Source organism: Telmatobacter sp. DSM 110680 (genome assembly GCF_039994875.1).
In the GTDB taxonomy this organism is placed as follows: Bacteria; Acidobacteriota; Terriglobia; order Terriglobales; family Acidobacteriaceae; genus Telmatobacter.
On the sequence record NZ_CP121196.1, the window covers coordinates 1601455 to 1626990 of the forward strand.

The 25536-nt window shown below is 56.6% G+C and carries 32 protein-coding genes and 1 pseudogene; 26 read left to right on the forward strand and 7 right to left on the reverse strand.

The window, feature by feature from the left end; all coding sequences use genetic code 11:
- Positions 1-9 precede the first annotated feature (9 nt).
- From rpsC to rplQ, 24 genes and pseudogenes are all read left to right on the forward strand, one after another.
- Positions 10-678, forward strand: coding sequence for a 30S ribosomal protein S3 (gene rpsC / locus P8935_RS06515; protein WP_348264180.1), 669 nt, complete (start codon positions 10-12; stop codon positions 676-678).
- 163 nt (positions 679-841) lie between these two features.
- Positions 842-1297: a 50S ribosomal protein L16 gene (rplP, locus tag P8935_RS06520; RefSeq protein WP_348264181.1), complete on the forward strand. Its 456-nt coding sequence runs from the start codon at positions 842-844 to the stop codon at positions 1295-1297.
- A gap of 82 nt (positions 1298-1379) precedes the next feature.
- Entirely contained in the window at positions 1380-1778 is a 399-nt protein-coding gene (rpmC, locus tag P8935_RS06525) for a 50S ribosomal protein L29 (RefSeq protein ID WP_348264182.1), read from the forward strand.
- Positions 1775-2110 (forward strand): 30S ribosomal protein S17, encoded by a 336-nt coding sequence (gene rpsQ, locus P8935_RS06530; protein WP_348264183.1) that lies wholly within the window; start codon positions 1775-1777, stop codon positions 2108-2110. The genes rpmC and rpsQ overlap by 4 nt, the downstream gene beginning before the upstream one ends.
- A 24-nt stretch (positions 2111-2134) precedes the next feature.
- Positions 2135-2506 (forward strand): 50S ribosomal protein L14, encoded by a 372-nt coding sequence (gene rplN / locus P8935_RS06535; RefSeq protein ID WP_348264184.1) that lies wholly within the window; start codon positions 2135-2137, stop codon positions 2504-2506.
- Positions 2507-2614: 108 nt separating this feature from the next.
- On the forward strand, positions 2615-2941 hold the full coding sequence (rplX, locus tag P8935_RS06540) for a 50S ribosomal protein L24 (protein WP_348264185.1): 327 nt from the start codon (positions 2615-2617) through the stop codon (positions 2939-2941).
- Positions 2942-3065: 124 nt separating this feature from the next.
- Positions 3066-3614, forward strand: coding sequence for a 50S ribosomal protein L5 (rplE, locus tag P8935_RS06545; protein WP_348264186.1), 549 nt, complete (start codon positions 3066-3068; stop codon positions 3612-3614).
- A 14-nt stretch (positions 3615-3628) separates the two neighbouring features.
- Complete coding sequence (locus P8935_RS06550) at positions 3629-3814, forward strand: type Z 30S ribosomal protein S14 (RefSeq protein WP_348264187.1); 186 nt, start codon at positions 3629-3631, stop codon at positions 3812-3814.
- A gap of 181 nt (positions 3815-3995) precedes the next feature.
- Entirely contained in the window at positions 3996-4391 is a 396-nt protein-coding gene (gene rpsH, locus P8935_RS06555) for a 30S ribosomal protein S8 (RefSeq protein ID WP_348264188.1), read from the forward strand.
- 196 nt (positions 4392-4587) lie between these two features.
- A complete protein-coding gene (rplF, locus tag P8935_RS06560) occupies positions 4588-5127 on the forward strand; it encodes a 50S ribosomal protein L6 (RefSeq protein WP_348264189.1) in 540 nt (179 codons plus the stop codon).
- 139 nt (positions 5128-5266) lie between these two features.
- On the forward strand, positions 5267-5614 hold the full coding sequence (gene rplR / locus P8935_RS06565; RefSeq protein ID WP_348264190.1) for a 50S ribosomal protein L18: 348 nt from the start codon (positions 5267-5269) through the stop codon (positions 5612-5614).
- A gap of 111 nt (positions 5615-5725) precedes the next feature.
- On the forward strand, positions 5726-6235 hold the full coding sequence (gene rpsE / locus P8935_RS06570) for a 30S ribosomal protein S5 (RefSeq protein ID WP_348264191.1): 510 nt from the start codon (positions 5726-5728) through the stop codon (positions 6233-6235).
- A 2-nt stretch (positions 6236-6237) separates the two neighbouring features.
- A complete protein-coding gene (gene rpmD / locus P8935_RS06575; RefSeq protein WP_348264192.1) occupies positions 6238-6426 on the forward strand; it encodes a 50S ribosomal protein L30 in 189 nt (62 codons plus the stop codon).
- Between the two features lie 121 nt (positions 6427-6547).
- On the forward strand, positions 6548-7009 hold the full coding sequence (gene rplO / locus P8935_RS06580) for a 50S ribosomal protein L15 (RefSeq protein WP_348264193.1): 462 nt from the start codon (positions 6548-6550) through the stop codon (positions 7007-7009).
- A gap of 197 nt (positions 7010-7206) precedes the next feature.
- Positions 7207-8592: a preprotein translocase subunit SecY gene (gene secY, locus P8935_RS06585; RefSeq protein WP_348264194.1), complete on the forward strand. Its 1386-nt coding sequence runs from the start codon at positions 7207-7209 to the stop codon at positions 8590-8592.
- 71 nt (positions 8593-8663) lie between these two features.
- Positions 8664-9332 carry an adenylate kinase gene (locus tag P8935_RS06590; RefSeq protein ID WP_348264195.1) on the forward strand — a complete coding sequence of 223 codons (669 nt, stop codon included), beginning with the start codon at positions 8664-8666 and terminating at the stop codon, positions 9330-9332.
- Between the two features lie 51 nt (positions 9333-9383).
- Positions 9384-10136, forward strand: a complete 753-nt coding sequence (gene map, locus P8935_RS06595; protein ID WP_348264196.1) for a type I methionyl aminopeptidase — start codon at positions 9384-9386, stop codon at positions 10134-10136.
- Positions 10137-10185: 49 nt separating this feature from the next.
- Positions 10186-10404, forward strand: coding sequence for a translation initiation factor IF-1 (infA, locus tag P8935_RS06600; RefSeq protein WP_109489145.1), 219 nt, complete (start codon positions 10186-10188; stop codon positions 10402-10404).
- 52 nt (positions 10405-10456) lie between these two features.
- A complete protein-coding gene (rpmJ, locus tag P8935_RS06605) occupies positions 10457-10570 on the forward strand; it encodes a 50S ribosomal protein L36 (RefSeq protein ID WP_348264197.1) in 114 nt (37 codons plus the stop codon).
- A 192-nt stretch (positions 10571-10762) separates the two neighbouring features.
- Positions 10763-11149: a 30S ribosomal protein S13 gene (gene rpsM, locus P8935_RS06610; protein ID WP_348264198.1), complete on the forward strand. Its 387-nt coding sequence runs from the start codon at positions 10763-10765 to the stop codon at positions 11147-11149.
- A complete protein-coding gene (gene rpsK / locus P8935_RS06615; protein WP_348264199.1) occupies positions 11149-11571 on the forward strand; it encodes a 30S ribosomal protein S11 in 423 nt (140 codons plus the stop codon). The genes rpsM and rpsK overlap by 1 nt, the downstream gene beginning before the upstream one ends.
- 236 nt (positions 11572-11807) lie before the next feature.
- A complete protein-coding gene (gene rpsD / locus P8935_RS06620) occupies positions 11808-12437 on the forward strand; it encodes a 30S ribosomal protein S4 (RefSeq protein WP_348264200.1) in 630 nt (209 codons plus the stop codon).
- A gap of 147 nt (positions 12438-12584) precedes the next feature.
- Complete coding sequence (locus tag P8935_RS06625) at positions 12585-13679, forward strand: DNA-directed RNA polymerase subunit alpha (protein ID WP_348264201.1); 1095 nt, start codon at positions 12585-12587, stop codon at positions 13677-13679.
- Between the two features lie 88 nt (positions 13680-13767).
- Positions 13768-14115 (forward strand): annotated as a pseudogene (rplQ, locus tag P8935_RS06630) (50S ribosomal protein L17); the annotation flags it as partial.
- Between the two features lie 272 nt (positions 14116-14387).
- On the opposite strand, the gene P8935_RS06635 reads toward rplQ, so the two are convergent.
- From P8935_RS06635 to P8935_RS06650, 4 genes are all read right to left on the reverse strand, one after another.
- Complete coding sequence (locus tag P8935_RS06635) at positions 14388-15275, reverse strand: DUF72 domain-containing protein (protein ID WP_348264202.1); 888 nt, start codon at positions 15273-15275, stop codon at positions 14388-14390.
- A 51-nt stretch (positions 15276-15326) separates the two neighbouring features.
- A complete protein-coding gene (locus P8935_RS06640) occupies positions 15327-15947 on the reverse strand; it encodes a VanZ family protein (protein WP_348264203.1) in 621 nt (206 codons plus the stop codon).
- Between the two features lies 1 nt (position 15948).
- Positions 15949-17469, reverse strand: coding sequence for an IMP dehydrogenase (guaB, locus tag P8935_RS06645; RefSeq protein ID WP_348264204.1), 1521 nt, complete (start codon positions 17467-17469; stop codon positions 15949-15951).
- A gap of 101 nt (positions 17470-17570) precedes the next feature.
- Positions 17571-19229, reverse strand: a complete 1659-nt coding sequence (locus tag P8935_RS06650; protein WP_348264205.1) for a cellulose synthase family protein — start codon at positions 19227-19229, stop codon at positions 17571-17573.
- Positions 19230-19472: 243 nt separating this feature from the next.
- Between P8935_RS06650 and P8935_RS06655 the strand changes: the two genes are divergently transcribed.
- Positions 19473-21272: an acyl-CoA dehydrogenase family protein gene (locus P8935_RS06655; RefSeq protein ID WP_348264206.1), complete on the forward strand. Its 1800-nt coding sequence runs from the start codon at positions 19473-19475 to the stop codon at positions 21270-21272.
- A gap of 41 nt (positions 21273-21313) precedes the next feature.
- Here the strand turns inward: P8935_RS06655 and P8935_RS06660 are convergent, their stop codons facing one another.
- Entirely contained in the window at positions 21314-21766 is a 453-nt protein-coding gene (locus P8935_RS06660) for a CBS domain-containing protein (RefSeq protein ID WP_348264207.1), read from the reverse strand.
- A gap of 241 nt (positions 21767-22007) precedes the next feature.
- On the opposite strand from P8935_RS06660, the gene P8935_RS06665 reads away from it, so the two are divergent.
- Positions 22008-22772: a Bax inhibitor-1/YccA family protein gene (locus tag P8935_RS06665; RefSeq protein ID WP_348264208.1), complete on the forward strand. Its 765-nt coding sequence runs from the start codon at positions 22008-22010 to the stop codon at positions 22770-22772.
- Positions 22773-22897: 125 nt separating this feature from the next.
- Here the strand turns inward: P8935_RS06665 and P8935_RS06670 are convergent, their stop codons facing one another.
- The gene (locus tag P8935_RS06670) at positions 22898-24601 is read right to left on the reverse strand and encodes a hypothetical protein (RefSeq protein WP_348264209.1); all 1704 of its coding nucleotides are present in this window, start codon (positions 24599-24601) and stop codon (positions 22898-22900) included.
- Positions 24602-24914: 313 nt separating this feature from the next.
- Positions 24915-25478, reverse strand: coding sequence for a type 1 glutamine amidotransferase domain-containing protein (locus P8935_RS06675; protein WP_348264210.1), 564 nt, complete (start codon positions 25476-25478; stop codon positions 24915-24917).
- Between the last annotated feature and the right edge of the window lie 58 nt (positions 25479-25536).

The following is a 25536-nucleotide window of genomic DNA, read 5'->3' on the forward strand; positions in this document are numbered from 1 at the left end:
GAAAAAAGCATGGGACAGAAAGTCCACCCTTATGGATTCCGGCTCGGAGTAAACAAGCCATGGCGTTCGCGCTGGTTCTCAGAGCGCGACTATGACAAGCTCCTGGTTGAAGACGTGAAGCTCAAGGCTGAGCTGCGCGAAAAGCTCAAAGCTGCCGGCGTGAGCTCGGTGGAAATCGAGCGTCCAGGCAACAAGCTTCGCTTCCTGATCCGCACCGCGCGTCCGGGTATCGTCATCGGCCGCAAGGGCGCGGAGATCGAGAAGCTCAAGACCGAGCTCGGCAAGCGCACCAACCGCGAAGTGTTCATCGACATTATCGAGGTGAACAAGCCAGAGTTGGACGCCCAGCTTGTGTCGGAGAACATCGCGCTGCAACTCGAAAAGCGCGTAAGCTTCCGCCGCGCCATGCGTAAGAGCGTGGATTCGGCGCTGCGTTTCGGCTGCAAGGGAATCAAGGTGCGTGTGTCGGGTCGCTTGAACGGCAACGAAATCGCGCGGTCGGAGTGGTATCTGCAGGGGCGTTTACCGCTGCACACGCTTCGCGCGGATATCGACTACGGGTTTACCGAGGCGAACACCACCTACGGCGTAATCGGTGTGAAGACGTGGATCTATCGTGGCGATATCTACGAGCAGAAACGTCGCCAGCCCGCGCCCGCAGGTTCGGGAGTGTTTTAAAGGCAGTGGACAGTGAACAGTGGTCAGTGTCCGTGCGGTTCGAAGTGTTTTGTGTTTAGGCGGTTGGAGAAGGGCTGGGGAGCAGTGCAATGCAGGCAGATGTAAACATGCCGACTGTTCACTGATCACTGTCCACTGACCACTGGTTTTAGAGGATTTCGCTATGTTGATGCCGAAGAAGGTTAAGTTCCGGAAGCAGCAGAAGGGTAAGCGTCGCGGTAAAGCGTGGCGCGGTTCTTCGCTGTCGTTCGGTGAGTACGGTTTGAAGGTCCTGGAGTGCGGCTACATCACTGACCGGCAGATCGAAGCCAGCCGTATCGCCATGACCCGCTTCATCAAGCGCGGCGGCAAGATCTGGCTCCGTCTGTTTCCAGATAAGCCAATCACCAAGAAGCCGGCCGAAGTTCGAATGGGTTCGGGCAAGGGCGCGCTGGATCATTGGGTTGCCGTAGTGCGGCCTGGCAAGATCCTGTTTGAGATGGAAGGCGTGACGCCCGAAATCGCGCAGGAAGCCATGCGTCTTGCTTCGAACAAGCTGCCACTGCGTACCAAGTTCGTGCAGCGTCCGGGCGCCGAGAAGACGTCCGGGGCCGAGAAGAAGACGGCAGCGGCCGAGTAGTCAGCAACGGGCCGAGCAGTCGGCAGAGGGTAAGAAGCGCCGCCGATCCCGCAAGGATTGGCAGAGCGCCGGAGATTAAGAGATGGAACTCGCAAAGATTCGTAGTTTGAGCGACGACGAACTGCAGCACCACGAAAAGACTTCGGGTGAGCAGCTGTTCCGGCTTCGCTTTCAGGTCTCGATGGGGCAGAACGACGGAGTGAAAAAGCTCCGCCAGCTGCGCAAAGAGATCGCACAGATCAAGACGGTTTCGCGGGAACGCGAACTTGGCATTCGCGGCGCCACGCATGAACTGGTTTCAACCTTGCCGGCGGGCGAAGAGAAGAAGACAACCAAAAGCAGCGCGAAGAAGCCTGCAAAGACCGCGAAGGCCAAGTCGGGCGCAAAGAAGAGCGTGACCAAGGGACCCCGGTCCGCCGCTAAGAAGAGCGCCAAGAAGAGTGCAGCGGCCAGCGCAACCAAGAAGGGAGCCGGTAAATGACGGCGGCGACAACAGAGAAGCAGGCGCCGGCGAGCCGGCGCAACGAAAAAGTGGGCAACGTGGTTTCGACCAAGATGCAGAAGACTATCGTGGTTGAGGTCGAGATGCGCAAGGCTCATCCCAAGTACAAGCGCATCGTGAAAAGCTCGAAGAAGTTCTATGCGCACGATGAGCAGAACTCGGCACGGCTGGGCGATGTGGTCCGCATCCGCGAGACCAGGCCGTTAAGCAAGTTGAAGCGGTGGTCGCTTGAAGAGATTGTGCGGCGTTCGTCGCTGGCACAGATTGAAGACACGGCTGGAACAGCCGCTGCTGTAGAAGCCGCCAAGTAGGCGGAGCGGTAAGGAGAAAAATCCATGGCTGTGCAAATGAGAACCATGCTCGCGGTGGCGGATAACTCCGGCGCGCGCAAGCTGCAAGTGATTCTGCCCCTGGGCGGCGGGTTGGGCAAGAAAGCCGGTCTGGGTGATGTCGTAACAGCGGCGGTGAAGGAAGCTTCGCCGGATGGCACGGTGAAAAAGGGCAAAGTGGTGAAGGCGGTGATCGTCCGCACCCGCAAAGAGCACCGTCGCCGTGACGGAACCTATATCCGCTTCGACGAGAACGCGGCGGTGGTGATTGATGATGCGCACGAGCCAGTTGGCACCCGCGTCTTCGGCCCCGTTGCTCGCGAACTGCGTGAGAAGAAGTTTTTGAAGATTGTGTCGCTGGCACCAGAAGTGGTGTAGGGCAGCTTTTAGCTTTCAGCCTCTAGCTTCTAGCTAGATCAGTTGGAAGATGGACAAAAATAGCTAGAGGCTAGCAGCTAGAAGCTAGCAGCTGATTTCGGAGAAATCATGCCGAGTTTGAATATTCGTCGTAACGATGTAGTGAAGATTCTCGCGGGTTCCGATCGCGGCAAGTCGGGCCGTGTGCTGCGCGTGTTTCCTGACAAGGGCACCGTGCTCGTTGAGCATGTGCGCGTGGTGAAGAAGACTGTTTCAAGCAAGCGCGGGCAACGGACCAAGGGCGGCATCGCGGAACATGAGTCGCCGATCAATGTTTCGAACGTGGCCCTGCTTTGCTCGAACTGCGAGACAGCCTCGATCGGATACAAGGTTCAGGGCACAAGCAAGCAGCGGATATGCAAGACGTGTGGCAGCGAACTGCCCACCAAGAAGTAAGAGGAACCCTACCGGCAGGGCAGCGCGCATAGGGTGCGAATGTCCAGTCGGCAAGTCCCTTCCGCAACGGTAAACGGTCGCTACGGTGACTACTCCGAAGACCGGAAGAAAGAGAGTGAAGGAAATGGCAGCAAGGTTGAAAGAGAAGTACAACAAAGAGATCAAGCAGGCTCTCAAGAAGGAACTGGGCATCGACAACATGATGGCCGTTCCCCGGCTTGAGAAGGTTGTCATCAATATGGGCCTGGGCGAAGCGACGCAGAACACCAAGCTGCTGGACCCGCTGGTGGGCGATCTGACGCAAATCGCCGGACAGAAGCCGGTGATGACGAAGGCGAAGAAGTCGATTGCCGCTTTCAAGGTGCGCGCCGGCATGTCCATCGGAGCCATGGTGACCTTGCGCAATGAGAAGGCATACGAGTTTCTCGACCGCCTGATCTCAACTGCACTGCCGCGGGTTCGCGATTTTCGCGGCGTTTCGACTAAGAGTTTTGACGGGCGCGGTAACTACACGCTCGGTCTGCGCGATCAGCTGATCTTCCCCGAGATTGATTACTCGAAGGTGGAAAAGTTGAAGGGCATGAACATCACGATCGTGACCACGGCGAAGGACGATAACGGAGCGCGTGCGCTTCTGAAGGCCTTCGGCATGCCGTTCCGGCAGGGCGCGTAGGGGAATAGAGGATTATGGCAACCACTGCAAAGAGAGTGAAGGACGCGCGGAAGCCGAAGTTCAGCTCCCGCAAACACAACCGGTGCAAGCTCTGCGGACGTCCGCGGGGATACCTGCGGAAGTTCGGTATCTGTCGCTTGTGTTTCCGGGCATTGGCGCTCAAGGGAGAGATCCCCGGCGTCGTGAAGTCGAGCTGGTAGTAAAACGGTGGTCAGGGAACAGTGGTCAGTGGTCAGTTTCTTCTTGGTTTAACTGACTGCATCGGCGGAGCCGAGAATTTCCTGATCACTGATAACTGAACACTGATCACTGTAGTACGCATTCCCGCTGGTTCTCCTGTTGAAGTGAGACCGGGAGCGAACGGGGAATGAAGGAGAAGGAATGAGTCTGACCGACCCAGTAGCAGATTTTCTGGCGCGAATTCGGAACGCAATCCGTGCGCGTCATCAGAAGCTGGATGTGCCGGCTTCCAAGTTGAAGACCGAGATAGCCCGCATTCTCAAGGAAGAGGGCTACATTTCGAACTACAAGACGCAGGAAGAAGAAGGCAAGCTGATTCTCCGCGTGTACCTGAAGTACGGCGGACAGGAAGCAGCTATTCGTGACCTCGCTCGTATTTCGCGTCCCGGCTGCCGTGTGTACATTGGCCGCGATGAGATCAAGCGCGTCCAAGGTGGACTTGGCATCTCGATCATGACGACCCCCAAGGGTGTGATGACGGGCCGCCAGGCACGCCGCGAAGGCGTAGGCGGCGAACTGCTCTGCGAAGTGTGGTAAAGGCAGTGAACAGTTGTCAGTGATCAGTGGTCAGTTTGTTCGTGCTTGAACTCGCCGCTTAGGAATTGGGTAAACGTTCTGATCACTTTTACTGTTTTTCGGCTGCAGTGGAACGAATGAGAGTGGAAACAATCACTGAACACTGATCACTGACCACTGTTTTCGGGACTCGCAAGCCAACTTAAGGATTGATTCGATGTCGCGCATTGGAAAAAAAGTAATTCCGCTTCCCTCTGGCGTTAAGTATAAGGTTGAGGGCAACACGGTCCTGGTGGAAGGTCCCAAAGGCAAGGTATCGGCGATGATTGCCGACGGCATCTCGCTCGAGACCAAAGACGGCGTATTGCATGTGAATCGCGAAAGCGACGACAAGGCCGCCGTCCATGGATTGACACGCGCGCTCGTCTTCAACGCGGTGCAGGGTGTAACGCAGGGTTGGAAGAAAGAATTGGACATTGTCGGCATCGGCTATCGCGCGGAGTTGAAGGGCAAGGGCATGGTGGTGTTTACCCTCGGCTACTCCCATCCGATCGAGGTTCCGCTGCCCACAGGTATTGAAGTAACTATCGATCCGAAGCAGACGCACCTCACCGTATCCGGCATCGACCGGCAGAAGGTAGGGCAGGTTGCCGCAGACATGCGTTCGCTGCGCAAGCCCGATCCATACAAGAACAAAGGCGTGCGCTACTCCGACGAGAAGCTGAAGAAGAAGGCCGGTAAGACAGGCGCGAAATAAAACAGGGATCAGTTGTTAGTGTTCCGTGATCAGCTCTATGACCGTCGACCTTAGCAAGTTCTGATCACTGTCCACTGACCACTGCAGTTCAAACCGAACGGAGTCGAGAGTCGGCTCCGCTGATAGGAAAGAGACGAAGATGATTAAGAGAAACGAAATTCGCCAGCGGATTCACTCGCGCATCCGCGCCAAGCTGGCCGGCACCGGTGAGCGGCCCAGGTTGAATGTGTATCGCTCGCTGAACCACATTTACGCGCAGGTGATTGACGACCAGAAGGGCGTGACCATTGTGTCCGCTTCAACGCTGGCCACGAAGTCGAAGACCGGCGGCAATGTGGCAGCAGCCAAGGAGATCGGTAAAGCGATCGCCGAGAAGGCTCAGGAAAAGGGCGTCAAGAAGGTGGTCTTCGATCGCGGCGGCTTTCTGTATCACGGCCGCATCAAGGCTCTTGCCGAAGCAGCGCGCGAAGCAGGGCTGGAGTTTTAAAAGCAGTAAACAGTGAAACAGTGCACAGTGCACAGTGAAGACTTCAAAATGGTGAGAGCAAGACTGACCACTGATCACTGTCCACTGTCTACTGAAAGAGACGAGAGAGCAATGATGATCTTGAATAAGAAACTCGATGCCAACCAGTACAACCTGAAGGATCAGGTGGTTTCCATTAACCGCGTGACCAAGGTGGTGAAGGGCGGCAAGAACATGTCGTTTGCCGCGCTGGTTGTGGTAGGCGACGCCGCTTCGGGCGTGGTTGGTTACGGATCGGGCAAGGCCAAGGAAGTTCCCCAGGCTATCCGCAAGGGAATTGAAGCGGCCAAGAAGAACTTGGTTCGCATTAACCTGACCGATACGTCGATTCCGCACCAGGTGTTGGGGCGTTTTGGCTCGGGCCACGTGCTGCTGAAGCCGGCTCCTGAAGGAACGGGCGTCATAGCCGGTGGTGCAGTGCGCGCAGTAATGACCTCGGTCGGCGTGCAGAACGTGCTCACCAAGAGCCTGGGAACGGCGAACCCGCACAACGTCATCAAGGCAACGTTTGACGCGCTCATTCAATTGCGCGACAAGAGCGACGTGGCCACGGCGCGCGGTAAGCAGGTTGAGGAGCTTTAATCATGGCTGAGACCAAAAAGATTCGCATTCAGTACTACCGGTCAAAGAACTCGACGCCAATGAAGCACAAGTTGGTTGTCAAGGGTCTTGGCTTTACGCGGCTCAACCAGATCGTGGAGCGCGTAGACAACGAATCCATTCGCGGCATGGTGAAGACGATTCCGCATCTGGTAAGAATTCTAGAAAACTAGGCTCCGTGCACAGTGAATAGTGACGTCAGTACTGATCACTACTCACTGAACACTGTTCACTGAATTACGCAACGCGAGTCGGTGAAACTCAATTTCACTGGCGCTATTAGCGAGGAAAATCATGGCAAAGAATCTATCGAATTTGCGCGCGCCCAAAAAGGCAAACACCGGGCGCAAGCGCGTGGGCCGGGGCATGGGATCCGGCATGGGCAAAACCTCAGCTCGTGGCCACAAGGGCCAGGGTTCGCGTTCCGGCTTCAGCCTGATGCGCGGTTTTGAGGGCGGCCAGATGCCGCTGCACCGCCGGCTTCCGAAGCGTGGCTTCACCAACATCTTCCGCACCGAGTACAGCGTGGTGAACCTCGACAGATTCGCCGACCTCTCCGTGAAGGAAGTCGGGTTGGACGATTACAAGAAGCTCGGCCTCGTTTCGAGCAAAAAGGCCCTGATCAAGGTGCTTGGCTCGGGGGAACTGACCTCGGCCATCATCATCCACGCGCACAAGTTTTCCAAGTCGGCCATCGAGAAGATCGAAAAGGCCGGCGGCAAAGCCGTTGTGGCGGGAGCGCCCGCGGCAGCGTAAGGACATCCATCCGGGTTTCGAAGTCGAGACCCGGAACACCCTATGTGTCCGGGAACACCGTCAGGCTGACTTCCAAGCTGCCAAGATCGAAAGCTGAAGGCATCCGGCGGAATTCAGGGACACTTGGCGACCTTCGCGCTTACACTGGATTTTGGCAAGATCTGAGCGGCGTCATCGCCTGAAGCGGAAAACCACACATGCTTGAGAAGTTTCTGAATATCTTCCGGATTCCTGACCTGCGCAAGCGGGTTCTGTTTACATTGGGCATTCTCGCCGTGTACCGCCTGGGTGCGTTCATCCCTACCCCCGGCGTGAACACTCACCAGCTTGAGCTCCTGTTCAACGCCCAAAGCGGTTCGGCGCTAGGCTTGATGGACCTGTTCGGCGGCGGTAACCTGCGCCGAATGACCATCTTCGCGCTAGGCATCATGCCGTATATCACTGCGTCCATCATCTTCCAGTTGCTGACGGTGGTCTACGAGCCATTGGCGCGCATCCAGAAGGAAGGTGAACTGGGTCGCCGGAAGATCACGCAGTGGACGCGTTACATGACAGTCGTCCTCGGCGCATTGCAATCCATCGGCATCGCGGCCATTCTGACCAAGCAGGGTCTCGTACTTCATCCCGGCATCGGCTTCAGTCTGATGACCGTGCTGACTCTGACCACAGGCACAGCGTTCATCATGTGGTTGGGCGAACAGATTACTGACCGTGGCATCGGCAACGGCATGAGCCTGCTGATCTTTGCGGGCATCATTGCAGGTCTTCCGCGCGGCGTAGCCGACCTCGTCGGCAAGGTGCAGACCAGCGCCTGGGGTTCGCTCACCATCTTCGCCGTGCTGCTGCTGGCCGTGGGCATGATCGCGGTCGTTGCATTCATCGTCTTCGTGGAGCGCTCAGAACGCCGCATCCCCATCCAAAGCGCCCGCCGCATCGTGGGCCGCAGGATGATGGGTGGCTCGTCAAGCCATCTTCCACTCAAAGTGAACTCTGGCGGAGTTATGCCGGTTATTTTTGCCAGTTCCATCCTCTCGGCTCCGCTGCTTTTCGGCCAGATGGAGTGGGTGCAGAGCAATCGCTTCTTCCAGCCCATTATCCAAGCGCTCCAGCCCGGCTATCCCTGGTATGAAACGCTCTACGTTCTGGGCATTATCTTCTTTGCTTACTTCTACGTATCGATCGTCATGAAGCCGGACGACATCGCCGACAACTTCCGCAAGTCCGGATCGTTTATTCCCGGCATCCGCCCCGGAAAGCGCACCTCGGACTTCATCAACGACATCCTTACCCGGATTACGCTGGTCGGCGCGATCTACCTCATCATCATTTCCCTGGTGCCCACCTTCCTGATTTCGGGCATACGTTTTGACAAGCTATTTCTAGTTGGCCGGTTCTTTGAGAGTCTGCCGACTTGGGCAACACACGGTTTGGGGGTCAATTTCTACTTCGGCGGCACCTCGCTGCTGATCGTAGTAGGTGTCGCTATGGACACTGTCAACCAGATCGAATCGCAGCTGATCATGCGCCATTATGACGGCTTTTCCCCGCGTTCCGGTCGTATACGCGGAAGGAAAAACTGGTAATGTCGTCGTCTGCAGCAAGTGTTGAAAGTGCAGTAGAAGCAGCAGTAGAAGGAGATCGAGGGTCGGCAAGGATGATCGTACCTGGACCGATTCTCCTGTTGGGTGCACCGGGCGTGGGCAAGGGTACCCAGGCCAAGGAGTTGGTGCAACATTGGGGGATACCCCAGATTTCAACCGGTGACCTGCTCCGGGCCAATGTGGCCCAAGGTACGCCGCTGGGCAAGACGGCCAAAGAGATCATGCACCGGGGAGAACTGGTCCCTGACTCCCTGGTCAACGAGATGGTAGCCGTTAGGCTGCAGCAGCCGGATACGGTTAAAGGCTACATTTTGGATGGGTTCCCCCGGACGTTGGCGCAGGCGCATTGGCTGGATGGACGCCTGGCGATGCAAACAGAGGCTTTACCACTGGTTGCCGTCAGTATCCAAGTGGATTATAATCAGTTACTGCGCCGAATTACGGGGCGCAGGAACTGTCCAGTCTGCCAGACCATCTACAACGTTTATTCAAAGCCGCCCCAGCGGGCTGGCTTTTGCGATGTAGAAGGTGCTGCACTGACCCAGAGATCTGATGACACGGAAAAGGCTTTTGCGGAGCGCATGCGCGCCTACGCTGCCCAAACCGCGCCTGTGATTGAGCACTATCGGGAATTGGGTCGGTTTATCGAAGTGCCCGGAGACGGGCAGATCGCCGCGATTGCGGCTGGAATTGTTGCCGCCGTTGAGCGGCTGCGCAAATAGCGCGGCGCGCGAACGGCAGTTTGTGCGTTTACGAAAGACGGGTTTAGCGAAGTGGCTGTCGTATTGAAGTCGTCTCTAGAGATCGAGAAGATGCGCCGCGCAGGCAAGGTTGTCCGCGAGGTGTTGGAACTCGTGCGCAGTCATGTCAAGCCAGGCGCGACTACTCTTGATCTCGAAAAGGTCGCGGAAGCGCGCATCAGCGAACTGGGCGCCAAGCCGGCTTTCAAGGGATACCACGGATTTCCGTGTGTGCTTTGCACCTCAGTCAACAACGAGGTTGTGCACGGTATTCCATCCAAGAAGCGTGTCTTGAAAGAAGGGGACATTGTCTCAGTGGATTGCGGGGCGATAGTTGACGGCTTTTTCGGTGATGCCGCGATCACGGTCCCAGTTGGAGAAAAGATTGCGCCCGACACAGCGCGACTGCTTGAGGTCACGGAGAAGTCGCTGCACGCCGGCATCTCAGTGGTGAAGCCCGGAGCGACGCTGGGCGATATCGGGGCAGCAGTGCAGAAGGTAGTCGAAGCCGAAGGGTTTTCGGTGGTACGAGATTTTGTTGGACATGGGATCGGCAGTCATATGCACGAGGATCCGCAGGTGCCGAACTTCGGCGAAGCGGGGTCCGGCATGAAGTTGCGGGCCGGAATGGTGATTGCGATCGAGCCTATGGTGAACGCCGGAAAGCCGAATGTGCGCGTATTGCGCGATGGCTGGACGGCGGTTACAGACGATGGAAGTATGAGTGCTCATTTTGAGCACACGGTGGCGGTTACCGACACCGGCGCAAAGGTCCTGACTGAGTAGGATTCAGTCCAAAACTTGAGGGTGCGGAAGCACCAGAAGTGGATACAGTTTGTCGAAGGAAGACGCGATTGAGGTCATGGCAACGGTGGTTGAAACGTTGCCCAACGCAATGTTCAAGGTGAAGCTCGAGACGAATCATGAAGTGCTGGCTCATGTCTCGGGCAGAATGCGCAAAAATTTCATCCGCATTTTGCCGGGTGATCGCGTAGCCGTAGAACTCAGTCCGTACGACCTGAACCGCGGGCGAATTGTGTACCGCTACAAATAAGCTTTAGTAGGCCGCGTATTGATCGGGATGCGCGGAGAAGGGCAGTAAATCAATGAAGGTCCGTGCATCAGTTAAGAAGATTTGCGTTAAGTGCAAGGTCATTAACCGCCATGGGGTGGTTCGCGTGATCTGCGAGAACGCAAAGCACAAGCAGCGCCAGGGCTAATCGAGCCTGGTAATAGGCGGAAACTCCAAGGAAGTTTCAGGGGCTAGTTAGCTTGAGTCAAGGCTTGCGATGAACCCCGGAGTGGATCACCCCAGCGATGAAAGACCTGTCGCCGGGGACCCCGATAAACCGCATAACCCGTGCGAGCCGGTTGAGGCCGGAGGCACAAACAGAAGCACTAAAGGATTCAGAATGGCACGTATTGCTGGCGTCGATCTGCCCCGCAACAAGCAGGCTCGGATCGCGCTCACATACATCTACGGCATCGGTAATCCTCGGTCGCTGAAGATCCTGGAGAAGGCGCATGTTGACGCCAACAAAAAGGTTCAGGACCTTAGCGAAGAAGAGGTAAACCACATCCGCCAGGTGATTGAGGACGAGGGTGACGTCGAGGGCGATCTCCGCAAAGATACCCAGATGCACATCAAGCGCCTCATCGATATTCAGAGCTACCGCGGCAACCGGCATCGCCGGTCGTTGCCGGTACGTGGACAGCGCACCCACACCAATGCCCGCACCCGCAAGGGACCGCGTAAGGGCACTGTGGCGGGCAAGAAGAAAGCGACGGCGAAGACCTAATGGCGAAACCAGAGCAGAAGGCCGCAGCCGGCAAAGCTGGCAAGAACAAGAAATTCAAGAAGCGCGAGCGCAAGAATGTGCCGTATGGTATCTGCCATATTCAAGCCTCGTTCAACAACACCATCGTGACCATCACCGACCAGGTGGGCAATACGCTCAGCTGGAAGAGCTCGGGTTCGCTCGGCTTTCGCGGTTCGCGCAAGGGCACGCCGTTCGCGGCGCAGCAGGCCGCATCGAACGCGGCGTCCATGGCGCGCGATCACGGTCTGCGGGCAGTCGACGTACGCGTCGCTGGTCCCGGATCGGGCCGCGAGTCGGCCATCCGTGCACTGGCAGCAGCTGGCATCGATGTTCGCTCAATCCGCGACGTCACGCCGGTGCCGCACAATGGTTGCCGTCCGCCAAAGCGGCGTCGCGTGTAAGAGAAGTTGTCAGTGGTCAGTGAACAGTGGTCAGTTGTTCTTGCCGCAAGCGGCATACTCAACTCCACAAACTGACTCGACAACGGCAGTGAAGGAAGCAGAAATCAGTTGTCGCAGTTCGCAATTGCACAGCAAAACTGAACACTGTCCACTGATCACTGTTCACTGAAACAAGGGCCGGGAGGAAGTCTCCTCCGGAGATGTAAACCGGCCGACATCCGAAGTCAGGAGAAGAAATGGCTCGTTATACCGGAGCAGTATGCCGCCTTTGCCGTCGCGAGGGCACCAAGCTCTTCTTGAAGGGCACCAAATGCACATCGGACCGTTGCCCGATTGAGAAGCGCAACTTTCCTCCAGGACAACATGGGAAAGACCGCAAGGCCAAGATTGTAGGCTACGGCTTGCAACTGCACGAGAAGCAGAAGGCCAAGCGCATGTACTTCACCCTTGAAGGCCAGTTCCGCGCTTACTACGAGAAGGCCAACCGCGCTCAGGGCGTCACCGGCGAACTGCTGATTCAGCAGCTCGAACGTCGCCTCGACAACGTGGCTTTCCGTCTCGGATTCGCAATTTCTCGCCGCCAGGCTCGCCAGGTTGTTCGTCACGGTCACGTCTCCGTCAACGGCCGCAAGGTAAACATTCCCTCGTTCCAGGTAAACGTGGGCGACGAGATCGCGATCCGCGAATCTGCCAAAAAGCAGATCATCATCGAGCAGGGCACGCAGTATGCTGCCCAGAACCCAGTACCGGTCTGGCTCGAAGCAAATTTCGAAAATATGTCTGGGCGCATTCTCAGCCTGCCCAAGCGCAAGGATGTTAATTTGCCGATCAACGAACAGCTGATCGTCGAACTGTACTCGAAGTAAGACAGTGGACAGAGAACAGTGAACAGTGGTCAGCAAGCCTACTGTTCACTGTGCACTGATCACTGATCACTTTCACGAAGGAGAACTTGCGCGGCCGCCGCAAAATGCATCGCGACGTACCTGCCGCGCGGGAAAAGAGATAACGATATGCTTTGGAGAGGATTCCAAAAACCGAAGCGCCTGGCAGTCGATGCCGAGTCGCTCAGCGAAACATTTGGCAAGTTCAGCGCCCAGCCCTTTGAGCGCGGATTTGGCACAACCATCGGCAACGCCCTGCGCCGCACACTGCTCAGCTCCATCGAGGGCGCCGCAGTTACCGCGGTTCGCATTGAAGGCGTGTTGCACGAGTTCCAATCGATTGCCGGCGTAGTTGAAGACGCGACCGACATCATCCTGAATCTCAAACAGATTCCCTTTAAGCTTTCCGGCGACGGTCCCAAGGCGCTGTATCTCCGCGCAGACCAGGCCGGTGTTATCACCAGCGGCATGATTGAGGCCGATGGTGAAGTGGAGATTCTGGACAAGAACGTGTACATCGCAACCGTATCTGAGGGCGGCCGTCTCGAGATGGAAATGCGCCTGAAGCGCGGTCGCGGATACATCTCCGCCGATAAGAACTTCGACTCCGATCTTGGCTTGGGCTTCATCCCGGTGGATTCTGTACACTCTCCCGTGCGCCGCGTGAACTACGTGGTCGAAGCGGCTCGTCTCGGTCAGATCACCGATTACGACAAGCTTACCCTCGAAGTGTGGACGAACGGTGCGGTTCTGCCCGCCGATGCTGTGGGCCTGGCTGCAAAGCTGCTGAAAGACCACATGAACATCTTTATCAACTTCGAAGAAGAAATCGAAGCTGAGTCGCGCGGTGAAGAAGGCCGCGTGATGCTGCGCAACGACAACCTGAACCGCTCGGTCGAAGAGCTGGAACTGTCCGTCCGCAGCTACAACTGCCTCAAGAACGCGAACATTCAGACTATCGGCGAATTGGTGCAGAAGACTGAAGCTGAGATGCTGAAGACGAAGAATTTCGGCCGCAAGAGTCTGAACGAGATTAAGGAAATCCTCGCGCAGATGGGCCTCTCGCTGGGTATGAAGATCGACGAGAGCGGCAACGCCGTTCCCGGACCGACCAGCATTCCGCCGGCGACAGCACTGGCTGCCAACTACAGCCACTTCGACGACGAGGATGAGCCGCTGGATTCGGTAGATCTTCAGCTGCCCACCGAGACCGAGAACTTTTAAAGGCAGTCAACAGTGATCAGTGGACAGTGATCAGTTCTGTCCACTTCTCACTGTGCACTGTTCACTGACTTCGAAAGAGAGTTTCACCATGCGCCATCGCAATGCAGGATTCAAACTCGGACGCAACACCAGCCATCGCCGCGCGCTGCTGCGCAACCTGGTCACGTCCGTCATCGTAGAGGACCGCGTGGAGACCACCGTGGCAAAGGCCAAGGCTGTGCGTCCGCACGTGGAAAAAATGATCACGCTGGGTAAGAAGGGCGACGTGCATTCGCGGCGCCAGGCTCTCAGCTTTCTCATGACCGACAAGGCAGTCGAGCGCTTGTTTGACACCGTGGCTCCCCGCTACGGCGATCGTCAAGGCGGCTACCTGCGCATTGTCCGCACAGGTTTCCAGAAGGGCGATGGCGCCGAGAAGGCATTCATCGAACTGCTGGGCGCCGAGAAGCAGCTAGACGAGAAGCGTCAGAAGCGCGACGAGATCAAGGCCAAGAAGCGCAAAGAGCTCGAAGACCAGCTCGAAGAAAGCAAAAAGAGCGAGGAAAAGGGCGGCGAAGAAGCAGCCTAGCTTCTCTCGCTCTATTTTTCTTTTGGATCAACTTGGATCAACGGCGCATCCTCCTTTGTGGGGGATGCGCCGTTCTTTTTCGAGGTGTGCTGCACTCAGGGCTAAATAAGCAAGTCGTCTCTCAAAGATTGCTCGCGCGGCTATTCCCCATTCATCTCCTTGATTCGCTCGCTGAGGCTCATCGCGTCGAATGGGGCTCGGACCTTGTTATCGTCATCGAAATACACAAAGACATCGCGCGAATCTCTCTTAGGACCCGGATCGGGGTGAATTCTCGTACCGTCGCTCACTTCCTCTCCGCATGACCACGCGATCACTCTGCGAGCCCATAGATCGATCGCATCCGTGGTGTAACCGTTGGGGTAGAGCTTTTCGTTGCCGTGGAGTCTGCAATACACGATGTCCGCGGTCGTGTCCATCATGCATGGCCACTTGACCGTGTCTGCGACCACAAGTGCAATGTTGTTCTCGCGCAGCAGGGATATGTATTCGGGGACAGCGAAGCTCTTGTGGCGGACCTCAACCGCATGATGAAGCGGAAGGTCCTCTTCGACTTCCAGCCATGAGCGGCTCGCCATCCATTCGTCTCGCTGCCGCCCGTAGGCTGCCGCCTGCTTGTGTGTTCGCGGCAGGAGCTTGAAGAAAGTTTCCAGACGTTTTAAGTCAATCGAGAAATTTGGCGGAAGCTGCCACAAGATCGGTCCAAATTTCGCGCCGAGGCTCAGCATTCCCTGCGCGAGAAAATTAGCCAGGGCCGTTTCAACATTCTCGAGCTTGCGGACGTGCGTGATGAATTGGGAGCCTTTGATCGAGAAGACAAAATCGTCCGGCGTTTCCTTGCTCCAAGACTGAAAACTTTTTGGTCGCTGCGTCGAATAGAAGGTCCCATTCAATTCGAGTGAGTTGAGCTGGCGCGAAGCGTACTCAAGCTCACGCTTCTGGGTTAGGTCCTCCGGGTAGAAGGTTCCGCGCCACTCGTCGTAACGCCACCCGGCCATTCCAATGCGAATTTGTGCCTGCTGGCTCATACAAGCGCGATTCAAGGCAGTCTAAATCAGGCATGGCTCATTTGAAAGGGACTACGTCTCGCGGGCGAAGCGTTTGGGAGCGCGCAGGCGCAGGATTACATAGGTGATGAGCAGCAACGCGACGGCTCCGCAACAGTCGAGCAAGACGTCGGAGGGGACGCCAGTCCGATTGGGGAGGAAGGATTGATGGAACTCGTCGGCGCTCGCGACTAGCGCCGTACCCAGCAACGCCAATGTCGCATCCACCAGGAACCCTGCTCGAGGCAGGCTCATCCACAGAGCGCGCAGCCACAGAACGCCCATAGTTCCGTAACCAACGAAGTGTCCAGTCTTCCGAATGTAGTGATGCAGAAATTCCCAGCGTTGGTTCGTGACTTGACCGAAAATGAACTCCCAGACCCTGCGCAGCGGGCCGCTGGTGTTATCAGCCCCAAAGAGTGCAGTCGATTCTAGCGCGATGACGCAGATTCCGACGGCAACCGGCCACCACGCACTGATCCAGTACTTCAGTGTTCTTCGACCTTGATATGGACCGCGCGATTCTGGTTGCTTGTCCGGCGCTGGTAGATGAAAGTGCTCGCCAGTTGTGTTCGGTGTTTGTAGCCCATGACGGGACGCTACCGGCAAGTCGGCACTGAATCGGACCGAAGCTCCCCTTGTTATGGGCAGCACTCTACTCAACGTGATAATTCGGTGCCTCGCGAGTGATGATCACGTCGTGCACGTGGCTCTCGCGCAGGCCCGCATTTGAAATGCGCACAAACTGCGCCTTCTGCTGAAGCTCGGCAATTGTGCCGCAGCCGAGATAACCCATGCCGGAACGAAGGCCGCCGACAAGCTGGTAAACCATCGCCTCAAGGGGTCCGCGATATGGTACCCGGCCCTCAATGCCCTCTGGAACAAACTTGGCGAGGCGATTTTGTCCATTGCGCTCGCGCTGCACTACGCCCTCTGTGTCAATTTCCTTGGCGAGGTCTTCCGCGCTCTGGAAGTAACGTTCGCCCGATCCCTGGCTCATCGCCGTCAACGAGCCCATGCCGCGATAGCTCTTGAAACTGCGGCCCTGGTAGAGAATGGTTTCGCCCGGGCTTTCATCGACACCCGCGAACAGTGAGCCGATCATTACGGAGCTTGCGCCCGCCGCGATGGCTTTCGTCACTTCACCCGAGTACTTAATACCCCCATCAGCGATCACGGGAATTCCTCGCTCGTGCGCTGCCCGGGCGGCCTCGGAAATGGCCGTGATCTGCGGCATGCCCGCGCCCGTAACCATGCGCGTAGTGCAAATGGAACCTGGCCCAATACCAACCTTGATAGCGTCTGCGCCCGCATCCATCAGTGCAAGAGCCCCTTCGTAGGTCGCTACGTTGCCAGCCAAAAGACCTACACCGGGGAAACGCTTCTTCACTTCCCGTACGGCTTCAAGAACGCGCGACGAGTGCCCGTGCGCGGAATCAATTGCCAGTACGTCAGCACGCGCATTTACCAACTCCTCGGCACGCTCCAAATAATCACCGGTCGCGCCGATCGCTCCGCCAACACGCAGGCGACCCTTTTCATCTTTGCTGGCGTTGGGATATTTCAGTTTCTTCTGGATGTCTTTGACTGTGATCAAGCCCTTCAGATTGTATTGATCGTCGACGACCAAAAGCTTTTCCACGCGATGCTTATGCAGAATCAGTTCAGCTTCTTCAAGCGTGGTGCCTACTGCGACCGTGATCAAGTTTTCCTTGGTCATCACGTCGCCAACTGGCACATCCGTGCGCGTCTCAAAGCGAAGATCGCGATTGGTGAGAATTCCCACAAGCTTGGTGCCCCTCGTGACGGGCACACCAGAAATTTTGTAGCGACGCATCACCTCAAGGGCGTCGGCAATTTGCTGATCGGGTCCAATTGTCACCGGATCGACGATCATCCCACTCTCAGAGCGCTTCACTTTATCTATTTCACCAGCTTGCGCATCGATGGTGAGGTTTCGATGCACAATGCCGATGCCGCCCTGCTGCGCCATGGCGATGGCCATACGCGACTCAGTCACGGTGTCCATGGCCGAGGAGAGCAGCGGCGTATTCAGCGTAATGTCGCGGGTGAGTTGGGTTTGCGTGCTTACCTGCGCGGGCACTACATCGCTGTAGGCAGGGACCAGCAAAACATCATCGAATGTGAGAGCTTCCGGCAGGTTTTTGGCTAGCATAATGCTCTGATGCGCCTGGCGAGCCCAGGATTCGAATCCAGGGACGGCAGGCGCTTATGAATATTGTAGCGGAGGGATATCAGTCGTTCAGGATGATGCGCTTACACACCCACCGGGAATGGCTTCGGGCTCGATTCATCCGTATTCGCTTCTGTTCCGCTGCGCCAACGCTCAAATCGGCCCTGCAGCAAGCTCATTAGCCCCGTGTACCAATAGCCGATTACGAACAGAATCAGAAATGGCGCGGTGAAATAGTTGTGGTTCGAAAAGGTGTAGATGATGGCCAGCATGAAGTAGCAGCCAATGATCAGCTCAATCCACGGCGCAAGCTTCAGGCGCTTGCGATACTTCGCGGCCTGTGACTTCTCTCCCTTTTGCGCCACGCGGTATTTAGGTGTGCGTACGAAGGCGCTCTTGATCCCGAGTAGCGCTTCCATTACCGCCTTTGAATTGGTGACGGTGAGGCCGATCCCCAGCGCCATCAGGAACGGCAGATAGAAGAACGTCTTCATCCACGATTTGGGATAGAGTTCGCGCTGGCTGGCGAGATAGAACACGGCAATCGATGCCGACGATGCAGTGAACAGAGGAAAATCGATGAGCAGCATCTGGAACCAGCCTTGGTAAAACCGCACGATCATCGCCGGAATCAGCAGGGCGGTCATGATGATCATGAGCGGGTAGCTCAGATTGGCGGTCAGGTGATACACAGCCTCGATTTTGACGCGGCGCGGTACGTCCGACTTGAAGATGCGCGGCAGCATCTTGATCGACGTCTGGATCAACCCCTTGGCCCAGCGCGCCTGCTGCGTTTTGAATGCCGTCATTTCGATCGGCAGTTCTGAGGGACACTCAACTTCCGGGAGATACTTGAAGCGCCAGCCTGCCATCTGAGAGCGATAGCTAAGGTCAGTATCTTCAGTCAGCGTGTCATGCTGCCAGCCACCGCCGTCCGATATGGCATTCCTACGCCACATCCCCGCCGTGCCATTGAAGTTGAAGAAGTCGCCGGAGCGCACGCGTGCGCCATGCTCCAGCACAAAATGTCCATCGAGCAGGATGGCTTCGATGCGGGTCAACAGGCTGTAGTCGCGATTGAGGTGCGTCCAGCGGGTCTGCACCATGCCTACATCCGGCTCCGCGAAGTGATGGATGACCTTCATCAGCCAATCGGGAGGGGGCACGAAGTCAGCATCGAAGATTGCGATGTACTCGCCGCTCGCGACCTTGAGCCCCGCGTCCAGCGCTCCGGCCTTGAATCCATGCCGGTTGGTGCGGTGGATGTAGACGATCGGGTGGCCGAGCGCCGCATAGCGCGCCACAATGCCGGCAGCGACTTCCGTTGTTTCGTCAGTCGAGTCGTCGAGGACCTGAATCTCCAGTTTGTCCTGCGGGTAGTCGATGGCGCAGACAGCTTCAACCAGGCGGTCGATCACAAACTGCTCATTGAAGATAGGCAGCTGAATCGTAACGCGGGGCAGTTCTTCAAAGTAGCGCACGGGGTTGGGATTGTAGTTTTTGCGGTATTTGAAATAGAGATAGCAGAGCTGGTAGCGATGCACGCCGTAGATCGCCAGTACGATCATTACGGCAAAGTAGGGGATCAGCAGCGCCGCATCAAACCAGTTCCAGTAATGGCGCGTCGTGGAGAAAGGATCGGTGAGCAACACCTTTACTTGATGACGGAGGCTGTTCTGCTGGCTTCCGGCGAGTAAGAGCGCAGTGTGCGCGGGCAGCCCGGAGACCAGGCCGGCAACCATTTTGAGCTCGGCGAGCAGTGAAGTTCCTCCACGAACGGGATATGAGAATTGTAAGCGATTGCAGCGACAGAGCCTGCGCGAGCGAGTGGGCATGCACTAGCCGTGCGATACGAAGGTCTTTCTCATCAAGGTATCTATTTCTGTCCCCACCACGTCTTATCCGCATAGGAACCTTTTCACCGTCCTCTGGTTGCCCCGCACCCTGGATTAGCGTAATGTTTCCATACAGTTGGAGAGATCCCCATGCCTACGACAGCCGTTTCTCCCGTTGTTGCCGCCAAAGGCGGAAGTTTTCTTATCGAGACACGCACTCCGGGTGAAGTCTTTACCCCTGAAGATCTCAACGAAGAACAGCGGCAGATGGCGGCTACTGCAGCGAAGTTCGCTCGCGACGAAGTTTTGCCCTTGGCAGCCGACATCGACGCTAAAAAGCCCGACGTCCTGGCAGGTCTGTTGCGCAAGGCGGCCGAACTAGGCTTCACCTCCGTTGACATTCCCGAAGAGTACGGCGGCCTTGGCATGGACAAGACCACCTCGACAATCATTACGGACCACCTCTCGATCCAGGCAAGTTTCTCCACCGCGTTCGGCGCACACATCGGCATCGCGACGCTGCCGCTGGTCTGGTATGGCACCGAAGAACAGAAGAAACGCTACCTTCCCAAGCTGGCGACGGCAGAATGGATCGGTGGCTACGGCCTGTCGGAGGCAACATCCGGCTCCGATGCAATGAACGTCCGCACCCGCGCAACCCTCTCTGCCGACGGCTCAACCTATGCCTTAAACGGCGAAAAGATGTGGATCACCAACTGCGGTATCGCTGGGCTGTACACCGTTTTCGCCAAGATTGACGGTGAGAAGTTCTCGGCCTTCCTCATCGAACGCAATACTCCCGGCCTCACCGTTGGCGCTGAAGAACATAAACTCGGTATCCGCGGATCATCAACGTGCCCGCTGGTGCTGCAGGACTGCAAAGTCCCAGCCGAGAATCTTCTCGGCGAGCCGGGCAAAGGCCACCATATCGCGTTCAATGTTCTTAATATGGGCCGCTTCAAGCTGGGGGTTGCCTGCGTAGGTGGGGCGCGTAACGCCTTAGGACACATGGTCCGTTATGCCAAGGAGCGCAAAGCCTTCGGCAAGCCGATCGCCGAGTTTGGGCTGATCCAACGCAAGATCTCCCAGAGCGCGACCCGCCTTTACGCGGCCGAAAGCATGGCTTACCGCACTGTCGGCATGATCGACGCCGCTTTGGAACAGCTCGGTGAACACGCATCACGTTCGCCGCGCGACATTCAGCGCCGCATCGAAGAGTACGCGGTCGAGTGCTCCATCCTCAAGGTCTACGGATCAGAGATGCTGTCGCTGGTCTGCGATGAGTTAGTGGCCACCATGGGCGGCTACGGATATGTGGAGGAATATCCAGCGGAGCGCCTGTATCGGGACGCGCGCATTAATCGCATTTTCGAAGGCACCAACGAAATCAATCGCATGATCATTACCGGCTGGATGATGAAGCGCGCGATGGCCGGCGAACTTCCGTTGATGTCGGCAATCAAATCACTGATGGACGAAGTGATGCAGCCGCCGTCGTTTGACGCCGCAGAAGATACGGGCGAGGCGTTGACGCGCGAAGCCGACATATTGGCTGCTATCCGAAAGATCGCACTGTTCGCGGCAGGTGTTGCCAGCCAGCGCTTTATGACAGCTCTGCAGGATCAACAGGAAGTCATGGCCGACCTGGCGGACATCATCACCCAGGTTTTCGCCCTCGAGTCTTCGCTGTTGCGTGCGCGTAAATTGGCGGCTGCGAACAAGAGCTCAGCGGCCGTGGCCTTCGCAATGACCAGTCTTCTGGCCGACGAGAGCATGGCAATGGCAGAACAGTCTGCGCGGCGCGTCCTGGCGGCCTGCGGTGAAGGGGACATGCTGCGGACGCAATTGGCAATCCTCAGGCGACTGACTCGGTATACGCCCATGGACGCGGTCGCGCTAAGCCACACCGTTGCAAAACAGTGCGTTCAACTGGAGCGATATCCGCTCTAGAGTTGGAAGCGCTTTCTAATCGGTTCGTAAAGATAATCGTCTTAGGACGGGTACGCTCCGGCAATGTAGCCTTCGAGCGCCTGAATGGTCTGCTGCTGACCCGAAATCACCCACTTCACCAGGTCGCCAATCGAAATAACGCCCACGACTGTGTCGTTTTGAACAACCGGCAGATGGCGGAAGTCGTGTTCTGTCATGAGCGTCATGCACTCGTCCACCGTATGCTTGGGGCTGACAGAGATAACGGGGCTGGTCATTAGCTGGCTGACCTTGGTTTCGCGGGAGGTGAGGCCGCCGAGAATACCTTTGCGCGCATAGTCGCGCTCTGAAAAGATGCCCACCAGCAGGTTGTCCTTGCAGACGAGCAGCACGCCGATGTTGTACTGGGCCAGGATCTCCAGCGCCTCGTAGACCGAATGGTCTGGATCGATAGAAAGCACCTTTTTGTCGGGTCGACACCCGAGCAAGATGCCAATCGTGTCGTTGATCTTCATGGGGCCTCCTGGGGGCCAAGGTGAATGACGGCCACTATAGCCCATCGAGATAACAGCGGAAAAGAACGAAATTAACGATCTTTTCAAACGGTCGGCATATTCAGGGAAAAACGGGCCTTAGCCGCCTGCTGCGTTGGAAACCGGGAGTCCTACGCCCGGTTGCCTATGCCGGATTTAAAATAGACACAGGAGCCAGGTCCGCTTTTCTGAGATCCGGCCCCGGAGTGCACTGGAGAACCTCATGCCCCTGTTTAAGACTTCGAATCCTGCCTTGGGTTCCAAAACGTTCCAGGATCTTGCCAACCGCGGCGGCGCCATCGATGTCGCCAACCGGATGACGATAAACGGCACAGTCAACCGGACCGGCATCCTCCTCATCTGCGCCTTTGCCACCGCGGCTTATACATGGCACCTGTTCATGCAAACGCGCGACACGTCCGACGTTTCCGGACTTCTATTGGTGGGCGTCTTCGGTGGCTTCATTACAGCCATGGTCACCATCTTCAAGAAGGAGTGGGCGCCGGTCACATCCCCGATCTATGCACTGCTGGAAGGCCTTTTCCTGGGTGGTATCTCGGCGTTTCTTGAGCAGCGTTATCCCGGAATTGCAATCCAGGCTGTCGGTCTAACCTTTGGCACCCTATTGACCATGCTGGTGGTCTACAGTTCCGGCCTCATCAAGGTGACCGACAAGTTTCGCATCGGCATCATCGCGGCCACCGGAGGAATTGCTCTCTTCTACCTGGCGGAGATCGTGTTGAGTCTCTTCCATATTCAGTTCGTCACGATCAATGGATCCGGCCCGATCGGGATAGCTTTCAGCCTCTTTGTTTGCGCCATTGCCGCGCTTAACCTCGTGCTCGATTTCGACTTCATCGAGCAAGGCGTAAACTACGGCGCGCCGAAATACATGGAATGGTACGGCGCGTTTGGCATCATGGTCACTCTGGTGTGGCTGTACCTTGAAATCTTGCGGCTGCTCTCGAAGCTGCGAAGCCGCAACTAGGCAGTCGCAACCAACTATCGATTAGCTAAGCGGCAATCTCCTGTTGAGGTTGCCGCTTTCATTTTGAATGCATCTCGGATGACGATGGCGAGGTCGGATGTTTGCTCAAAACGTCACAAACAAACTCAGCGGGAAGCTTCCGTACTTACGCCAACCATCTTTTGTGCATGAGCCACTTCCAGTAAGCCAGCATCAGCCTTTGGCCAAGCCTTGAGGAAAGTGATATACGCTTCCTTCGCCCCCGCCGCATCGCCTGAGGATTCCTTCACCTGCGCCACACCGTAGAGTCCAAAGCCAGAGTTTGGTCGCGCTTCCAGTGCAGCCTGGTACGCAGCCAGCGCATCTTTGTAATCGCGTGCTTTCAACAACGCCGCCCCTTCAGTCTCAGCAACAGGCCGGATGTAAAAAGGCGGCTCATGATACCCGGCCTTCTTCTCTTGTTTCACAGCTTGAGCGTAAAGCTTTCTCGCCGGTCGCAGTTTGTGTTGTGCGACATCCACTCCAGCCTGCAGTTCGATCGACGCTATGTTAAGAGCCTTCATGATTGGCTCTGGCAGAGCGTCTGGAGAAACCGGCATCACCGGTGGATTTGCGGCAGCTTCCTTTTCCGCCCCCGGAGTTTTCCCCATAACCTTCTGCATCTCCTCCATCTGCTTCAGACCTGAGTCCAGACTGGTTGAATGCGCTTGCGCTGCCACCAGATCTCCTGCGTCGAGTGCCTTCATCCCCGTTGCGTAGTCGGTAAGTTCGGCGGCGAGAAATCGCAGGTTGGCAGCCTTTTCACCTTTTGGGAGGTTCGCCGTGCTGAGCAGCGCGAGCACCGTATCCCAGTCACCCAGTCGCAAGGCAACCGGCAAGCGACGGCTGATGCGTGCCATCTGATCGCGCGCCGACCAAATATAGAGCGATGCTGACAGTTGACCGCGCGCAGCAGCCAGATGATCTGACAGTGCGTTGGCATCCGCCAGCCGTCCCTGTTCCATGAGGTTGGCGATCGCATACATCATGTTGTGCACGTAGTTCCAATCGTCGTCGGGTCCGACATGCTGTTCCTGCATGTATTTCTCGTCGGCTGCCATTGAAGACAAGAACCAGTGTTCTGCCTCCGCGTAGTTTCCCACGCGGTAATAGATATGCCCCGGCATGTGCACCATATGTCCGGACGTGGGCGCAAGGCTCGCGAGCAAGGCGGCACTCTGGATCGCGCGCTCCGGATGATTCCCCGGCTCGATCGCGTGAATCCAGTAATGATTAGTCGCCGAATCGTTCGGAGCGTCGTGCAAAATACTTTCGAACATGGCAATGGCTTCCCGCTCACCCTTCTTCGGCTCGCCTTTGTCGTCATAGCCATCTTCCAATGCAAGCGCAAGAAAGAGGCGAGCTTGTATGTCGGTGGGCGCCGCTTTTACGAGTTCACGCAGGATTTCAATCTGTTGTCTATCGGCTCCATGCTTTTGATCTTTCTTGATGGCCGCTTCGGCTTCTGCCGCCTCAATGTAAAGTCTCTCCGGCTCGCTGACGTGGGCTTTGAGCTGAACGGCTTTCTCGAGCGCTTGCTTCCCGTAGAACTGTCTAGGACTGTGGCGAAATCCCTCCGCTTGCGCCAATCCCCACCAGCACATCGCGCAGCTTGGATCAACACGCACGCTCTGCTCAAATGCTTTCGCCGACTCATAATCCCAGAAGTCGTGCATCAGATTAAGTCCCTGGTCAAACCACGCTTGGGCCTCGGGACTTGCAGTAATCGCGATGTGCGCATTGCCTATCCCCGACATGCGAATGGGAATAGGAATCTGCTCCGGCGGAAGCACCGGCTGCATATCAGCCATGTTGTGTCCACTCATATTTTGCTGGGGGTGCAAGGGGTTTACAGGAGTCAATACGAAGCCGAGGACGGCGATCCATCTCAAGCAGTTTTGATGCGCAATGAAGTGCCGGCATCCTGGATGCCGATCAACTGAAGGGAAGTGCATGGCAGCAATATACATCTCAGATCGAACAAAGGGCGAGAGATGCAGCGTTTCCAGCTAGCCAAACCTCATAGGACTTAAACTCAGAACTATCAGCTGAAACGGGCTCACCTCTCCCCAACTTCGAGAAGAAGCAAGCCCGTTCAGATTGCCGCATTAAACTCAGTTCGACCTATGCGTGTGCGTGTTCTCCAACCCCTTGCGTTACGGCTTCAATAATCGCCTTGTTGAACGCCGGAATGTCTTCAGGCTTGCGGCTGAAGATGAATTGGCCATCCGTCACCACAGCCTGGTCAACCCAATTGCCGCCCGCGTTCTTGATGTCGGTTTTCAAAGAAGGCCACGACGTAACTGTCTTGCCCTTCAGCGCGCCGGCTTCCAGCAACGTCCACGGTCCGTGACAGATGGCCGCAACGGTTTTTCCCGTAGCCACAAACTGACGAACAAAATTTACTGCCGCCGGATCCATCCGCAGGTGGTCGGGATTCATCACTCCACCCGGCAACACCAGCGCGTCGTAATCGCGAGGATTCGCGTCGGCGAGCGGCAGATCTACTTTCACTGATTGGCCCCAGTCCTTCTTGTTCCAGCCCTTGATCTCTCCGCCCTTCGGAGCAATCACTACAGTCGTGGCGCCCGCCTGGGTCAGCGCCTTGCGCGGATCGATTAGTTCCGCCTGCTCAAATCCGTCCGTGGCTAAAATTGCGATTTTCTTTCCCTTCAAATCTGAAGACATATGTTCCTCCATTGGTCGGATCGTTCAGCCAACTTGGACGCCAAGCGGGGAAGTGAGG

What these genes read in the sequence shown, in the direction of transcription:
- rpsC (WP_348264180.1), top strand. Translation starts at nt 10, where the DNA reads ATGGGACAGAAAGTCCACCCTTATGGATTCCGGCTCGGAGTAAACAAG.
- rplP (WP_348264181.1), top strand. Translation starts at nt 842, where the DNA reads ATGTTGATGCCGAAGAAGGTTAAGTTCCGGAAGCAGCAGAAGGGTAAG.
- rpmC (WP_348264182.1), top strand. Translation starts at nt 1,380, where the DNA reads ATGGAACTCGCAAAGATTCGTAGTTTGAGCGACGACGAACTGCAGCAC.
- rpsQ (WP_348264183.1), top strand. Translation starts at nt 1,775, where the DNA reads ATGACGGCGGCGACAACAGAGAAGCAGGCGCCGGCGAGCCGGCGCAAC.
- rplN (WP_348264184.1), top strand. Translation starts at nt 2,135, where the DNA reads ATGGCTGTGCAAATGAGAACCATGCTCGCGGTGGCGGATAACTCCGGC.
- rplX (WP_348264185.1), top strand. Translation starts at nt 2,615, where the DNA reads ATGCCGAGTTTGAATATTCGTCGTAACGATGTAGTGAAGATTCTCGCG.
- rplE (WP_348264186.1), top strand. Translation starts at nt 3,066, where the DNA reads ATGGCAGCAAGGTTGAAAGAGAAGTACAACAAAGAGATCAAGCAGGCT.
- P8935_RS06550 (WP_348264187.1), top strand. Translation starts at nt 3,629, where the DNA reads ATGGCAACCACTGCAAAGAGAGTGAAGGACGCGCGGAAGCCGAAGTTC.
- rpsH (WP_348264188.1), top strand. Translation starts at nt 3,996, where the DNA reads ATGAGTCTGACCGACCCAGTAGCAGATTTTCTGGCGCGAATTCGGAAC.
- rplF (WP_348264189.1), top strand. Translation starts at nt 4,588, where the DNA reads ATGTCGCGCATTGGAAAAAAAGTAATTCCGCTTCCCTCTGGCGTTAAG.
- rplR (WP_348264190.1), top strand. Translation starts at nt 5,267, where the DNA reads ATGATTAAGAGAAACGAAATTCGCCAGCGGATTCACTCGCGCATCCGC.
- rpsE (WP_348264191.1), top strand. Translation starts at nt 5,726, where the DNA reads ATGATGATCTTGAATAAGAAACTCGATGCCAACCAGTACAACCTGAAG.
- rpmD (WP_348264192.1), top strand. Translation starts at nt 6,238, where the DNA reads ATGGCTGAGACCAAAAAGATTCGCATTCAGTACTACCGGTCAAAGAAC.
- rplO (WP_348264193.1), top strand. Translation starts at nt 6,548, where the DNA reads ATGGCAAAGAATCTATCGAATTTGCGCGCGCCCAAAAAGGCAAACACC.
- secY (WP_348264194.1), top strand. Translation starts at nt 7,207, where the DNA reads ATGCTTGAGAAGTTTCTGAATATCTTCCGGATTCCTGACCTGCGCAAG.
- P8935_RS06590 (WP_348264195.1), top strand. Translation starts at nt 8,664, where the DNA reads ATGATCGTACCTGGACCGATTCTCCTGTTGGGTGCACCGGGCGTGGGC.
- rpmJ (WP_348264197.1), top strand. Translation starts at nt 10,457, where the DNA reads ATGAAGGTCCGTGCATCAGTTAAGAAGATTTGCGTTAAGTGCAAGGTC.
- rpsM (WP_348264198.1), top strand. Translation starts at nt 10,763, where the DNA reads ATGGCACGTATTGCTGGCGTCGATCTGCCCCGCAACAAGCAGGCTCGG.
- rpsK (WP_348264199.1), top strand. Translation starts at nt 11,149, where the DNA reads ATGGCGAAACCAGAGCAGAAGGCCGCAGCCGGCAAAGCTGGCAAGAAC.
- rpsD (WP_348264200.1), top strand. Translation starts at nt 11,808, where the DNA reads ATGGCTCGTTATACCGGAGCAGTATGCCGCCTTTGCCGTCGCGAGGGC.
- P8935_RS06625 (WP_348264201.1), top strand. Translation starts at nt 12,585, where the DNA reads ATGCTTTGGAGAGGATTCCAAAAACCGAAGCGCCTGGCAGTCGATGCC.
- P8935_RS06635 (WP_348264202.1), bottom strand. Translation starts at nt 15,275, where the DNA reads ATGAGCCAGCAGGCACAAATTCGCATTGGAATGGCCGGGTGGCGTTAC.
- guaB (WP_348264204.1), bottom strand. Translation starts at nt 17,469, where the DNA reads ATGCTAGCCAAAAACCTGCCGGAAGCTCTCACATTCGATGATGTTTTG.
- P8935_RS06650 (WP_348264205.1), bottom strand. Translation starts at nt 19,229, where the DNA reads ATGGTTGCCGGCCTGGTCTCCGGGCTGCCCGCGCACACTGCGCTCTTA.
- P8935_RS06655 (WP_348264206.1), top strand. Translation starts at nt 19,473, where the DNA reads ATGCCTACGACAGCCGTTTCTCCCGTTGTTGCCGCCAAAGGCGGAAGT.
- P8935_RS06660 (WP_348264207.1), bottom strand. Translation starts at nt 21,766, where the DNA reads ATGAAGATCAACGACACGATTGGCATCTTGCTCGGGTGTCGACCCGAC.
- P8935_RS06665 (WP_348264208.1), top strand. Translation starts at nt 22,008, where the DNA reads ATGCCCCTGTTTAAGACTTCGAATCCTGCCTTGGGTTCCAAAACGTTC.
- P8935_RS06670 (WP_348264209.1), bottom strand. Translation starts at nt 24,601, where the DNA reads ATGGCTGATATGCAGCCGGTGCTTCCGCCGGAGCAGATTCCTATTCCC.
- P8935_RS06675 (WP_348264210.1), bottom strand. Translation starts at nt 25,478, where the DNA reads ATGTCTTCAGATTTGAAGGGAAAGAAAATCGCAATTTTAGCCACGGAC.